Source organism: Streptomyces sp. NPDC107562 (assembly GCF_055657325.1).
The window spans coordinates 25,318-37,745 of record NZ_JBVKBE010000015.1 but is presented as its reverse complement, the minus strand read 5'-3'; the positions used below and the strand labels follow the sequence as shown (position 1 = coordinate 37,745).

General features: G+C 70.9%; 12 protein-coding genes. All 12 read right to left on the bottom strand.

Annotated features, from left to right (window positions below; genetic code table 11):
- Positions 1-10: 10 nt before the first annotated feature.
- The 12 genes from ACZ7LV_RS31520 to ACZ7LV_RS31465 all read right to left on the bottom strand — a co-directional run bounded on the left by ACZ7LV_RS31520 (position 11) and on the right by ACZ7LV_RS31465 (position 12,426).
- Positions 11-796: a class I SAM-dependent methyltransferase gene (locus ACZ7LV_RS31520; protein ID WP_471944354.1), complete on the bottom strand. Its 786-nt coding sequence runs from the start codon at positions 794-796 to the stop codon at positions 11-13.
- A gap of 50 nt (positions 797-846) precedes the next feature.
- Positions 847-1,491: an HAD family hydrolase gene (locus ACZ7LV_RS31515; protein WP_471944352.1), complete on the bottom strand. Its 645-nt coding sequence runs from the start codon at positions 1,489-1,491 to the stop codon at positions 847-849.
- Complete coding sequence (locus tag ACZ7LV_RS31510) at positions 1,488-1,937, bottom strand: hypothetical protein (protein ID WP_471944350.1); 450 nt, start codon at positions 1,935-1,937, stop codon at positions 1,488-1,490. The genes ACZ7LV_RS31515 and ACZ7LV_RS31510 overlap by 4 nt, the downstream gene beginning before the upstream one ends.
- Positions 1,937-2,989, bottom strand: a complete 1,053-nt coding sequence (locus tag ACZ7LV_RS31505; protein WP_471944348.1) for an enolase C-terminal domain-like protein — start codon at positions 2,987-2,989, stop codon at positions 1,937-1,939. Before ACZ7LV_RS31505 ends, ACZ7LV_RS31510 begins: the two co-directional genes overlap by 1 nt.
- Complete coding sequence (locus ACZ7LV_RS31500; RefSeq protein ID WP_471944346.1) at positions 2,976-3,575, bottom strand: hypothetical protein; 600 nt, start codon at positions 3,573-3,575, stop codon at positions 2,976-2,978. The genes ACZ7LV_RS31505 and ACZ7LV_RS31500 overlap by 14 nt, the downstream gene beginning before the upstream one ends.
- Positions 3,512-4,087, bottom strand: coding sequence for a hypothetical protein (locus ACZ7LV_RS31495; protein WP_471944344.1), 576 nt, complete (start codon positions 4,085-4,087; stop codon positions 3,512-3,514). The genes ACZ7LV_RS31500 and ACZ7LV_RS31495 overlap by 64 nt, the downstream gene beginning before the upstream one ends.
- A gap of 100 nt (positions 4,088-4,187) precedes the next feature.
- The gene (locus ACZ7LV_RS31490) at positions 4,188-5,363 is read right to left on the bottom strand and encodes a bifunctional class I SAM-dependent methyltransferase/NUDIX hydrolase (protein WP_471944342.1); all 1,176 of its coding nucleotides are present in this window, start codon (positions 5,361-5,363) and stop codon (positions 4,188-4,190) included.
- A gap of 32 nt (positions 5,364-5,395) precedes the next feature.
- Positions 5,396-6,298 carry an NUDIX domain-containing protein gene (locus ACZ7LV_RS31485; protein WP_471944340.1) on the bottom strand — a complete coding sequence of 301 codons (903 nt, stop codon included), beginning with the start codon at positions 6,296-6,298 and terminating at the stop codon, positions 5,396-5,398.
- A gap of 70 nt (positions 6,299-6,368) precedes the next feature.
- The gene (locus tag ACZ7LV_RS31480; RefSeq protein ID WP_471944338.1) at positions 6,369-7,637 is read right to left on the bottom strand and encodes a M15 family metallopeptidase; all 1,269 of its coding nucleotides are present in this window, start codon (positions 7,635-7,637) and stop codon (positions 6,369-6,371) included.
- Complete coding sequence (locus tag ACZ7LV_RS31475) at positions 7,634-9,106, bottom strand: NUDIX domain-containing protein (protein ID WP_471944336.1); 1,473 nt, start codon at positions 9,104-9,106, stop codon at positions 7,634-7,636. Before ACZ7LV_RS31475 ends, ACZ7LV_RS31480 begins: the two co-directional genes overlap by 4 nt.
- Before the next feature lie 94 nt (positions 9,107-9,200).
- The gene (locus tag ACZ7LV_RS31470; protein ID WP_471944334.1) at positions 9,201-11,141 is read right to left on the bottom strand and encodes an ATP-binding cassette domain-containing protein; all 1,941 of its coding nucleotides are present in this window, start codon (positions 11,139-11,141) and stop codon (positions 9,201-9,203) included.
- A 235-nt stretch (positions 11,142-11,376) separates the two neighbouring features.
- On the bottom strand, positions 11,377-12,426 hold the full coding sequence (locus ACZ7LV_RS31465) for a hypothetical protein (protein ID WP_471944332.1): 1,050 nt from the start codon (positions 12,424-12,426) through the stop codon (positions 11,377-11,379).
- Positions 12,427-12,428: the final 2 nt, after the last annotated feature.

Here is a 12,428-nt window from a genome sequence, read left to right as displayed (position 1 = left end):
GGGGCCCGGGTCAGCCGCGCCGGCCGAGGACGACCTGGAAGGAGGCGTGCTCGGTCAGCCCGCCGGCGGCCGTGTGCTCGTCGAGCAGAGCCCGGGCACGGCGCTCGAAGTCATCGACCTGCTCGCCGAACAGCGGCCGGGCGGCGAAGGACGTCGAGTACAGGTAGCCGATCACCATGTCGGTGCTCCACTCCCGCTCGACGGCGATCGTGTGCTCCTCGACCCGGCCGAAGGCGGACTCGGCGAGGATCTCGCGGTACGGCCGGTTGTGCACCGCGTACGTCTTGCCCGCCCCGGCCCGCCGCTCCTCGCCCAGGTACTCCTGGATCAGGGCTCGCAGGGCGTCGGTCCACGCGGTGCGCGCGGTCCATAGGCTGCCGTCGCCCATGACCGCGACGGTCGCGTCCGGCGCGGTCATGCTTTCCAGCCGCGACAGCACCACGTCCTGGTCCATCCAGTGGAACGCGCGGCAGACCGTGACCAGGTCGGCCCGGTAGGAGGCAGACGGGGTGAAGTCCTCGGCCGGGGAGTTGTGCAGGCGGACGGTGACCGGCAGCCCGGCCAGCGCCTTGTCCGCCTCGGCGAGCATCCCCGCGTCCTGCTCGACGACGTCGATCTCCGTCACCTCCCCGGCCAGGGCGAGGGGGACCTGCCCGGTGCCGGACCCGAGGTCCAGCAGGACCCGGTGCTCCTGGCCGGCCACCCGCCGGGCGAGCAGCTCGACGGCCTCCTTCGGGATGCCGGGCCGGTAGGTGGCGTAGAACGGGGCGGTGGTGTCGAACTCGCTCTTGCTCACGAGGTGGTGCTCCTGATCGTGTGGGTTGACGGGAGGAGGGTCTGCTCGATCTACCGGACCGCGCGGGCGAGGCCCGGTACGACCGCGACCCGGCCGGGGTGCTCGGCCAGCAGCCGGAGGGCTTCGGCCGACGGCGGGCGCGGGGTGATCCACCGAGCCTGGGCTCCGGCGGCGAGAGCGCCGCGCACGTCGTAGTCGAGGCTGTCGCCGACGTGCAGCACCTCCGCGGGATCCCTGTCGTGCAGCCGGGAAACAGTCTCCACGGCGCGCGGGTCCGGTTTGGCGAACCCGATCCGCCAGGAAGGGTGATGGGCCCGCAGGTGGGGGGCGAGAAGGGCGGCGACGTCGGTCTCCCGCTCGTCCCAGTGGCTCACGTTCGACAGGGTGACCACCGGCACGACCCGGGCGATCCGCGCCACCGCCTCCACCGCGCCGGGCCACAGGGCGAAGGCGGGCGGACGGTGGTCGTGGGGGAAGGCGGACGGCGCGATGCCCAGGGCGGCGCACACCGTCTGCGGCCCCGTCGTATCGGTGCTCGGGTCCAGGGCGTGCAGGATCCGCTGGGCGACCCGCTTCGCCTCCCGGGCCGGGCGCGGGGACAGCTCCACCAGGCGCTGCGTCAGCGTCGTCCCGGACGGCTCGCCCAGGGTGTACCCGACATCGAGGCTCACCAGCCGCACTGGCGCCGCGTTCACGAACGGCCTCCCAGAGTCGTGATGATCATGGCGATCCGCTCGGTGCGCACGGATGCGGAGCGGGCCTCGCCGAGGAAGGTCAGCAGCTGCCGAGCCTCGGCCGGCGACCAGCCACCGGTGTCGACGCCGGCTTCGGCAGCCGCCTGGGCGAGGTCGTCGGGGATCGCCGGCGGGCGGGCACCGTGCGGAATCAGCAGCGTGCCGCTCCACTCCTCGCCGGCTCGCTCCTGCGGCAGGACCGGGGCGAGGGGAGAAAGAACGGTGACGTCGTCGAACGTGAGGATCCGCACCGCGACTTCGGGCAGGTGCACCGGCTGTTCGAGGCGCAGGGTCGTGGACAGGAAGGTATCGCGCCCGCTCAGCCGCTCGTCCACGACGAGCAGCGTCTTCCCTTCGCGCTGCCGCAGGTGGCCGTGGACCGCCAGTCCACCGGTGTGCCTGGGCATTACCGGCGCACCTCCATCCCGAGGCCGGGCCGGTCGGGGAGAACGACGTGCCCGCCGTCGGGCCGGAGCGTGCCGCGCAGGGCCCGCTGCCGCCTCGGCTCCCACACCACCTGGTACTCCACCGCCCCCGCCGCGTCGGGGAAGGCGGCGGCCAGGTGCACGGCGGGCAGGAACGCCCGGCCGTGCAGGTGGACCGGCACCCTCGCGTCGTGGGCGGCGCCCAGCCAGCCTCGCGCCTCGGTGATGCCGCCGCACCACACCGCGTCGAACGTGAACGCCTCCGGCCGGCAGTCCTCCAGCAACCCCCTGGCGTCCTCCAGGTGGGACAGCCGCTCGCCGAACGCGACCCGAAGGCCCTCCGACCGGCTGCGCAGCCGGGTGTACGCGGTCCGGTCGGTCCGCGCGAGCGGGTCCTCCACCCAGCGCACCGTCTCCGGGTCGAGGAGCGGTGCGACCTCCATGGTCCGCAGGTGGCCCCAGGTGCCCAGGGCGTCCACCGCCACACTGTGCCCCGCCCACGCTGCCGCGCGTCTGGCCAGCAACACCATCTCTGCGGCTTCTGCGCCGCCACGTAAAGCCCACTTGGTGAAGGTGAACCCCTCGCCAGCGGTCGCCTTGACGGAGTCGGCGGCCGAGGCAGCAGCCAGGTCTAGGGAGAGCCAGGAGGCGTAGACCGGCACCCGCCGCGCGGGCCGGTCGCTGAGCAGAGCCGCGACAGGGAGGTCGGCGAGGCGGCCGTGCAGGTCCCAGACCGCGCAGTCCAGCACCCCGACCGCCCAGCGCCCGAGCCCTTCTGCGTGCGGGCCGAGTTCGGCCAGGAGCCTGCGCAGCAGTCCCGTGTGGTCGGCCACGTGGTGCCGCAGCGCGCTCTGGCCGAGCCGGGTGGCGACGAGCGCGGCGGGCAGCTCGTCGACCGGGGCAAACACCCCGGTCTCCCCGCTGGCCTCGACCACTACCGCGTGCCGACTGTCGCCCGCCTTCCACGGACCGGCCACGCTCTCGTCGAGGCGCTCGACCCGCACCCGATCGATGACCGCGTCAGCGGGGTCCATCGACGAGGTCCTCTCCGGCGAAGGTGAAATACCACAGCGGCCGGTAGCACTCCCAGCCCACCGGCCGCAGCCCGGTCGCCGCCATGGCCCGCTCGATCACCGTGCGCGCCTGCAGGTAGTACTCCAGGCTCTCCGCGCCCGGTGTCCGCATCCCTTGCATGATCACCGTGTGTGCTTGGAAGACTTGGAAGTTCGGGAACGCGGTGACCTCGTCCGCAAGCTTGTTCACCCCGCGCGCGAGGTCGTCCATCGGGTCCAGGCCGACGATGTACGTGTACGAGGTGTCCAGCCCTGCCTTACGCGCCCGTGCCAGCAAGTCCGGCATCTTGGCCGGCCCAAGGTCGGCCTTGTTCGCCTTCATCAGGGCCTCGCGCCGGGTGAAATGCTCAGTCGTGAGCCTGAGCACGAACGGCGACACCTGTGACGCGATGGCCTCGAACACCTCGTCACTGCGCAGCACGGAGGTGAGGAAGCCAATCCGGGCCGTGACGCCGGCCCGCTCCAGGGCGGGTCGCAGAGCGGTCAGGTGCGCGACTGCGGCGCCTTCGCGCTCGAAGCAGCCGGTGGAGACGGTGACCTCCTCCAACTCGGCCAAATTGCGGCCTGCTTGCTGAGGGCCCGCAGGAGTGCATCGAGGCCCTGGTCCTCCTGCATCCTCGGATCGGCGGCGGCCTCCAGGGTGTTCGGGCACCAGCCGCACCCGACACACCGGCTCCGGGCATTGGGGTTGAGGGTCGCGGCCCGGCCACCGTTGCGGAAGTAGCCTCCAACTGCCTCGTCGGCATCAATGCGCTCGACGTGCGCGACCACCGCGCCGTTCAGCGATAAGTCGTCGCCACGCAGCCGGAACGGGCTGGCCGGCTGGTTCAGCGGGACGATGATCTGCCAGGCAGTGTCGGGGCGGCGTACGAGGCGTAGGTTGACCCGGGCCCGGTGACGGTCGTGGTCAGAAGTGATCCCGTACAGGTTGACGGCGATCAGCAGCACGTCCTCGACAGGGACTCCGTGGCGAAGAGCGACCTGCTGCAGATCGTGCAGTCGGTCGGTACCGACGGCGCCGTCTGAGGTTATGGACCGGCGCATGGAGAGGTGAGGCATGAAGAACTCCAGCTTGGTGTTGAGCGGTGTGTGTTGCTACCGGGGATGCGACACGTACGTCGTGTCGCGGGAGGGCATCGGAGGCGGCAGTCAGCGCGGCCTACTTGGCTGGGGCGAAGGCGGTGAAGTGCGCCGGCGGGTGGTCGACGGGCAGGTCGGGCCGCCAGGACGTGAGGATCTGGGCGCTGCATACGAACAGGCCGTTGGGGAGCTGGTCGAGCGGGTACCACGCCCAGTCGCCGACGCTCTCGTCCGGCTGCGTCAGTGGCTGTCCTTGCCAGGCGTGGACGAGCGCGCCGACGGTGACCCGCAAGACCCCCTCGACGTGATCGACGAACGTGCCCAGGAGTTCCACGTCGCCGGTCTGAGCGACCAGGCCGGTCTCCTCGGCGAGTTCTCGGACGACCGCCTCCTCGAAGGATTCTCCGGTGGCCTCCACGCTGCCGCCGGGTAGTTCGAGGGTGCCGCGGCGATGTCGGCCCAGCAGGATGCCCTGCTCGCTGAGCAGGATCGCTCCGACGCCGACTGCCGCGTGGGCGGCCGGGCCTCGGGTGCTGCGGGGTCGGCTGGAGACGCGCGTCGGCCGGTCGGGAAGGCGCCGGGCGCGGATGAGCTGCTGGATTACCTTGGCGTTCTCGCCGGGGTGCGGGAACAGGTCGATGGCTTCGACGCGAAAGCCGTACTCGGTGAGCAGGTCCTCCCATAGCTGCGGTGCCAGGACCCACATCTGCGTCGGCAACGGCGGGTCGTCGCGCAGCAGGATCATCTGCTCGCGCGGCGCCACTGCCGTGGACGGACCGTGGCCGTGGAGATCGGTGTGCAGGAGCGAAAGGATCAGCGGGGCATCGGGACGCAGACCATCGCGCAGCGCAGCCAGTGAGCGGTGCGGGTCGATGAAGGCGAGCGTCCCGATCGCGTACGCGGCGTCGAAAGGCTCGGCTCCGTCCAGGTACTCGGCCACGTCTGCCCGGACGAACTCCACGCCGTCCACGTCCACGTGGGTGCTGACGGCCCGTTCGTGCTGGGTCGGGGACAGCTCGATGCCGGTGACCCGCGCTCCGTGTACTTGGGCGAGGTGAACGGCGTGGTGGCCGGCCCCGGAACCGATGTCCAGGACGCGGCGGCCAGTGACGTCGCCGAGGACTTCTGCTCCCGGCCCGATGCCTTCCCAGGGCGTCCAGCCGAGCCGTTCGGGGACGGGCGGGGCGTAGGCGCGAGCGAGTTGGCGCTGGCCGTAGATCAGCCAGGCCCGGGTGTTGGTGTCCTCGGCGGGCACGGTTGCCTCCTAGTGGGCGGGTGTTCTGGGGGTCAGGTGTGTGTGATCAAGTAGGCGGGGCCCTCGCCGCGTCGGGCTCGTTCGATGGCGTCGAGGCGCGCGAAGGCTCGTGGGGCCATCAGCTCCTGCCAGGTCGCGAGGTCGTGGACGGCCCACATATCGTGTTCCGCCGGGTCGAGGCGAATCCGGTCGAGCTGGTCGGCGGTCAGTTGGCCTCCGTCGAAGACGAGCCCCACCTTGTTCAGCGGCTGGCGCGGTCCCGCGTGGAGGAAGTGCGTCAGCAGCAGGGTCGGCGTGTTGAGGGCGAGTTCCAGGCCGGTCTCCTCGACCGTCTCCCGCCGGGCGGTCTGCAGCGGGTCCTCGCCCGGGGCATCCAGGTTGCCGCCGGGGAACTGCCAGAGCCTCGAGCCATAGACCGAACGGAGCTGGACCGGACGGTCATGTTCGTCGCGGATGTACAGGCAGCCGTACACCGTGTGATGGGGGACGGTCTGCGCGTACTCCTCGGCTGTCATCGGCAGGGCGCGGCCGGGCCGGGCAGGGCGGTGGTCGAACGCGAGGGCGAGAACGCCGAGGGCTTCCTTGGCCGGCGGGTAGATGCCGCGCAGGTCGGCGAGCAGCTGATCGGGCGACCCGTCCGGGTTGATACGTGAGGTGTCCTCCGAGCGGAGCAGGTCCGCGAAGGAGGGGTACGGGGTGACCCGCTGCACGATGACGTCGAGTTCCCGGCCTGTGTCCCGGTCGTGGAAGACGACTGTCTCGCCGACGCTGATGGCGCGCCTGTTCGCGGTGGCCACCCTCACTTCGATGGTCTTGCGCCCTGCCTCCACCTGGCGGTAGTACCGCCCGAGCAGGTGCATATGGTGCTCGGGCGGTTCATCTCCGGCCGCCGGGCTCGGGACAGGCGGGACCGCTTGCTGGGTGTCGTCAGGCATACGTGTCTCCGTTCGATGCTCTCCGCCCGTTGCGGCCGTGAGGCGCGCCGTGGACGAGTCCACGGGCGTGCTACGGCAGTTCGACCGGTCCGTAGCGTGCGTGCGGCTCCTGCCGCATCAGGGCGTCGTACCGGTCTGCTGCCGAGAAGTGCCAGAACTCGGTGCCGTAGTTCGTGAATCCCGCGCCCTCCATGGCGTTGAGCAGCAAGGTGCGGTGGCGGCGCGCGTGTTCGCTGAGATTCGGGGTGTGTGTGAAGCAAGTGCCGTCGCTCTCCTCGGGAGAGGCGTTGACGCGGGTGCCGAGGTCGAGTTCGTGGCCGTCCTGGTCGACGAGGGTCACGTCCACGGCCGCGCCCGCGGAGTGAGGCGCGATCTCTGGCGGCGACACGTACCGGCTGGCGGCCTGGTGCAGCTGCTCAGGTGCCCAGTCAGGGTGAGCTGCGGCCAGCGCGTCACGGTAGTCAGTGAAGTAGCGCTGCTGGAGGGCCAGCGGCCGGTAGCCCTCGATGAACAGCAGGTCGGTGCCGGCGGGCAGGAGCGAGCGGGCATGCTTCAACCGGGCCAGGACGCCTTCACGGACGCGGGCGAACGCCCCCAGAGGGTCTTGCTTGCGGGGATCGACGCGGAAGTCGTGGTCGCGCACGTCGACGAGCGGCTCTCCGCACTCGCGCACGCGGATCGCCGCGACCTGCGGATCGGACATCAGCACCGGAGGAATCATCGAGTCTCCCTGTGACGGATTGCGTTGAGGTGGCGAGGCGGGGGCGGCAGCGGTCAGATCGGTCTCGCGCACGATCCGGGCGACGGTGTCCTGCAGCGTGCTGTCGGGCGGGACCACGGTTTCCAGACCGCCGGGCAGCACGTCTAGCTCGCGGTACCAGGAGGTGAGGTGGTCGTCGGTGACGTGCGCCAGGTAGGCGGCATCCGCCTTTGACGCGTGCCGTACCAACGTCGCTTCCAGCGGAACGTCCAGGTAGTAGCACCTGGAGACGCCGCGGTGGTCCCGTACCAGAGACGTGATCATGTGGCCGTAGCGATCGGCGTACAGGATCCCTTCAAGGACGACGTGGAAGCCGGCGTCGAGGGCTGCGCGGGCGATCGTGCTCAGCAGGGCGATGTTGGCGCCTCGCGCGGTGTCGTGCTCCCTGAGCACGTTCCGGCGGATCATGTCCTGGCCCACGATCGCGATACCGCGGCCGTAGCGATCTCGCAGGCCCTGGGCCACGCTCGACTTGCCGGACGCCGAGTTGCCGCGGATCACCACGAGGCGGGTATCTGGACGCCCGGTCGCTTTCGCAGTGGGCACGCGACTGGATGCGCTGGTCGATGCGCCGGTCATGCGGGCCAGCCCGTCTCGCTGTACAGCTCGCCGGTCTGGATCTTCGCGATAGCCAGTCGGGTATAGGGGACAAGGTCGTCGGGAAGGGCGGCGGGATCCCAGAACTTCCATTGGGTGCACTTGTCCGGCTCGCGCAGCACCGGCTCGCCACCCCAGGTACGGGCGCGGAAGAACAGGCCCATGCGGGGCGGGTTCCTGGGCTGACCGATGTGGTGGACGACATGGACGAGTTCCACGTCCTGGCGCTCGATGCGCAGCCCGGCTTCCTCCATCGCCTCCCTGATCAGGCAGTCGATGGCGTTCTCCTGCTCGCAGTGGCCGGCCAGGACGTGCCAGGTGGACGGCGCGAACGCGGAGTCGGGGTGGCGCAGCCCGAGCAGCACCGTCCCGTCGGGGCGTTCCAGGTAGAGGTGGACGCCGATGATGTTGGGGACCGTGCCGTGCGGTGACGCCAGATGCTGTTCCTCGGGATCGGGGCCGCTCTGCGTCGTCGGGAGGCTGGCGGCGTGGCGCCGTACGAGGTCGCTGGTGGTGTCCGCGATGCGCAGGCGGTGAAGGTCGTCGGGGGCGAACCAGGCGAGCATCACCCCTTCGGTCAGGTGGAGTTCGCGCGGGTCGCCGTTCCAGCGGCCGGCGTAGATGGCGATGGGTACGGTTGCGCCGTCGTCGTGGGAGGCGTACTCGGTGGCGAACGGGGACAGGTCGGCGAGATCGAGACCGGCTTCCTCGGCCAGTTCGCGCCGCACGGTGTGTTCCAGGGTGGCGTCCTGGGGCTCTCGGCCGCCGCCGAGCAGGGACCACATGCCCGGCTCCCAGATCTGACCGGGGAAGTAGTCGCGCAGATGGAGCAGGTACTCGCCGCGGTCGTTGTAGACCAGGGCCGAGGCATTGGCCGTCTCCAGGTCGACCTGGAGCGGCAGTTTGAGCAGCTTCTCGCGCAGTGCCGGCGAGGTCACCCGGTCCACGGGACGCCACTCGATGCCGCCGACCTCCTCTTCCTGCAGCACGACCGACACCTCGGTCGTCTGCAGACGGAAGAGGAACCGGAGGTCGAAGTGCTGGTGTCCGGGCTCGCCCTTGCCCGGATGGGCGTCGATGTCGTGGATGTCGATGTCCAGCGGCACGGTCTCGTAGCCCGGCCACGACGTGACGGCCCGAGCCGGGATCCCGGTCTCCTCGTGCAGCTCCCGCAGAGCCGCCGCTGCCAGGGAGTCGTCCGTGGGCTCAGTGTGTCCGCCGGGAACGAGGACCTTCCCGCTAGCCAGGTGCAGCACGTGCAGGACGCGGCCGAGCTGGTCGACGACGATCGCGCCGCAGGTGACGTGCCCGGTGAAGGTCGAGCGGCTGGCGATGTCCTCGCCAGGCCGGTCGAGGGCGCCCAGGAGGACGCTGAGCTGCTCGCGCTCGTGAGGGTGACGGGCGAGGTAGGTATCGACGGTGGTGCGGATGTGGTGGTGCGATAACGACATGGGGACTACCTCAGAGGGACGTGGGGCGGAGGGCGTATCGGGAACGGGCTGGTGCCTCTATCCGGCGGACCGGTGGCCCGGCGCGGCCAGGTGATCAGGGGGCGTCGCCGCTCATCCGGAGTTGCAGCTCCCACAGGGACCGGAACAGCCCCGGCTGCTGCGTGAGTTGGGCGTAGGTGCCCTCCTGGACGATCCGCCCTTGGTCCAGGACCACGATCCGGTCGGCGACGGCCACGTTGGTGAGGCGGTGCGTGATCAGCAGGACGGCGCGGTCCTTGGCCAGTTCGCGCAGGCCGGCGAAGATCCGGTGCTCGGCGCGGGCGTCGAGGGCGGCCGTGGGTTCGTCCATCACCAGCAGTGCCGCCCGCCGATGGAACGCGCGGGTGAGGACCAGGCGCTGCCACTGCCCGCCGGAGAGCTGCTGTCCTCCGAACCACTCGCTGGTCAGGAGGGTGTTCAGGCCCGAGCGGAGCCTGGGAAGCATCTCCGCGGCGCCGGACGCCTCGCACGCGGCGAGCAGGGCGGCGTCGCTGGTGTCGCCCTGCCCGAAGGTGATGTTGTCGCGCATCGTCAGCGGCAGGTAGGTGAACTTCTGCGGCACCAGCGCAACGTGCTCCCACGACCCCCACGGGTCCAGGTCCGCCGTGGAGGCGTGGTCCCAGGCCACGTCGCCCTCGGTGGGCAGCAGCAACCCGCACAGCAGGCGTGAGAGGGTCGTCTTGCCGGAGCCGTTCTCCCCGACCAGCGCCACGATCTCGCCGCGCTTCACATGGAGGGAGACGTTGCTCAGGCTGTCTTTGGGGGCGCCGTCGTAGCGGTAGGTGACGTCACGGACCTCGAAGCGCTCCGGGGCCGCGGGGAGCGACGCGGTGCCGCGTGAGTCGATCATGGCCTGGCCGTGAGCGTTGTCGAGGAAGTTCTGCCAGTCCTGTACGTACCAGCCGGTGCGCACCAGGCGGGCCCCGCCGTTGATGATGCCGCGCACTGAGCCGGTGGCGGTCTGAAGGGCGAATACGGCGCCGCCGCCGGCCGCCAGGCTCATCCGCCCGGAGGCCAGGAGCCACAGCAGCGCCGCCCACACCGCGGTCGAGGCGATCCCGCCGGCCACGGCTCCGGCCAGTCCCATCCAGGCACCGGTGTTCGCGGCTTGGCGTTCGGCGGCGTTGACCGAGGCGGCCAGCCGCCGGTACCGCCCGATCAGGAAGGGGCCGGCGAGGCAGGCACGCATCTCCTCGCTGGACTCCTGACAGGCCATGTGCCAGCGGAGCTTGCTCAGCATCCGGCGCCGCCCGGAGGTCTCCAGCCCGGCGAGGTAGAGCACCCGCGCGGAGCGCACGTATGCGGCGGCCTGCGGCAGGCACGCGAGGAAGAGCAGGGGGAGGAGTAGGGGGTGCAGGACGGTCAGGACGGTGGCGCCGGCCGCCAGCGTGGCGGTGGCCGCCAGCACGTCCTGCGCTTCTTCGACGAGGTCGGGGGTGACCTGGGCGCCGCGGTCGGCGATGTCGTAGGCGTCGTTGTAGCCGGGCTTGTTGTTGGCGGCCAGTTCCGCGCCGAGCGCGGCCTCGATCATCGTCAGCTCCGCCGCCCGGCCGAGCACCGGACGCAGACGCCCGGTGAGCCAGACGACGGCGATACCCATCAACGCGCGCAGGCCGGCGGCGGCGGCGATCACGGCAAGCTGCGGGGCGGCGTCCCACAGCCGCTCGGTGATGTCGCCTGAGGAGACCAGCGCCGTGATCGTGCCCGTGACGGCCAGGAGGCCGAGGGCCGCGAGGACACCCGTCCCGATCTGGCACATCAACAGGCCGACGGTCGCGCCGCGGTCCACGCGCCAGGCCATCCGCACCGAGCGCCGCACCAGCGAGGGCAGGCGCCGCGCCATGGTGCGAGAGGTCAACAGGGACCCGGCCCGGAGCCTCGACTCGTCGCGATAGAGGTATTCCTCTTCTCGAACACCGGCATCCTGCTGTTCGTCGTCCGGCGCGGTCCCCTCGGGTGGTTGCGGCGGCTGGTCCTGCGTAATGGCCGAGGTCATCGTTCCCCCTGGGACGGTCGCTGCGGCAAGGTCGTGAGGTCTAACGACGCGGGCGCGATATCGAACACACGTCATTCGGTCGTGCTGGAAAGCCCGTGATTCCCTGCGTCCGTGGAACCCGCAGGCGCCACATCCCTGGCCTGGCTTGGAGCGGCTGCGGGCAGGAAATGGCCGAAAGGCCGACACCGCCACACCGCGTGGGCAGTACGCCGCGGCACCGCAGGTCGCCCGCCTCCTAACCGGGATTGGAATCGGACTGCAGCAGCCTTTCCAGCTCCCGCTCGGCGTGGCCGACCGCGCCCGTCAGGGCCTCGTGGTCGGGGGCGGACAGAGCGCCGGCTCCCAGTCCGGCCGCGTCGATCACCGCGGTCAGCGCCCCCGTCGCCTGGTCGTCCAGGGCTGACGCGGCGACGGGGTGATGCAGAGCCTCTCGTGCGGCGTAGGCGTCGAGTCGGGCGACGCTGAGGAGGGAGTCGAGTATCCGGGCATGATGGCGGCCAGCGTGGTCCAGTTCCAGGGCGGACAGGCCCGTGCGGGTCTGGAAGACGGCGGTCGGCGGATCGGGATGGGCAAGGAGCTGGACGGCTTCCTCCACGGTGCGGTCGAGATCGTCTCCGGGGACGGGGGCCTCGGCAGGCTGGCAGTGCGCGTGCAGGAGGAGCGCGACGGCTTTCTCCCAGGGCTCGGCGGGCTGGGTGGTGTCGATCAGGTCGCGGGCCTGCTGGTCCAGGCCCTGCTCCATCAGGGCCATGATCTTGATCTGGCGGCCGTCGAGGAGGCGGTTGCCGATGCCGCGGTGCTGGGCCATGGCGTCGGCGGCCTCGGTCCACCGCCCGATCTGGGCGAGGGCGCGGGCGCCGTCCACGAGCAGGGTGACGTACAGCTCCTGGCACACCGTGCGGTGGTCCTCGTCTGTGCCGGTGAGGGTCGAGAGGTCGACGGTGCGGCCGTTGATGTCGGTCTTGTTACGGTGCCGGGCGGCGTCGTTGAGGCAGTGCAACAAGCTGTAGGCGAGTTCGCCGTGGCCGGCGCGGGTCTGCAGCCGGGCGAGGTTGACCAGCGGCATCAGCGACATGACCGCGATTCGTCCGCTGAGGCGTCCGGCGTTGGCGAAGACCTGGTGCTGGCGCCAGCACAGATCCTCGGCCAGGTCGGGCAGGCCGACGTCGGAGGCGATGAGCGCCGCGTAGTTGAGGACCCCGCAGGTGCGAGCCACCAGGTCGTGGTGGCTCGCATCCGCGGGCGCGACGGTCAGCCCGGTGAGGTGGTTGATGCGCTCCTCCAAGG

Coding starts and splice junctions, on each gene's coding strand:
- ACZ7LV_RS31510 (WP_471944350.1), bottom strand. CDS start 1,937: ATGCCCAGGCACACCGGTGGACTGGCGGTCCACGGCCACCTGCGGCAG.
- ACZ7LV_RS31475 (WP_471944336.1), bottom strand. CDS start 9,106: ATGTCGTTATCGCACCACCACATCCGCACCACCGTCGATACCTACCTC.
- ACZ7LV_RS31495 (WP_471944344.1), bottom strand. CDS start 4,087: ATGCCTCACCTCTCCATGCGCCGGTCCATAACCTCAGACGGCGCCGTC.
- ACZ7LV_RS31470 (WP_471944334.1), bottom strand. CDS start 11,141: ATGACCTCGGCCATTACGCAGGACCAGCCGCCGCAACCACCCGAGGGG.
- ACZ7LV_RS31480 (WP_471944338.1), bottom strand. CDS start 7,637: ATGACCGGCGCATCGACCAGCGCATCCAGTCGCGTGCCCACTGCGAAA.
- ACZ7LV_RS31505 (WP_471944348.1), bottom strand. CDS start 2,989: ATGGACCCCGCTGACGCGGTCATCGATCGGGTGCGGGTCGAGCGCCTC.
- ACZ7LV_RS31485 (WP_471944340.1), bottom strand. CDS start 6,298: ATGCCTGACGACACCCAGCAAGCGGTCCCGCCTGTCCCGAGCCCGGCG.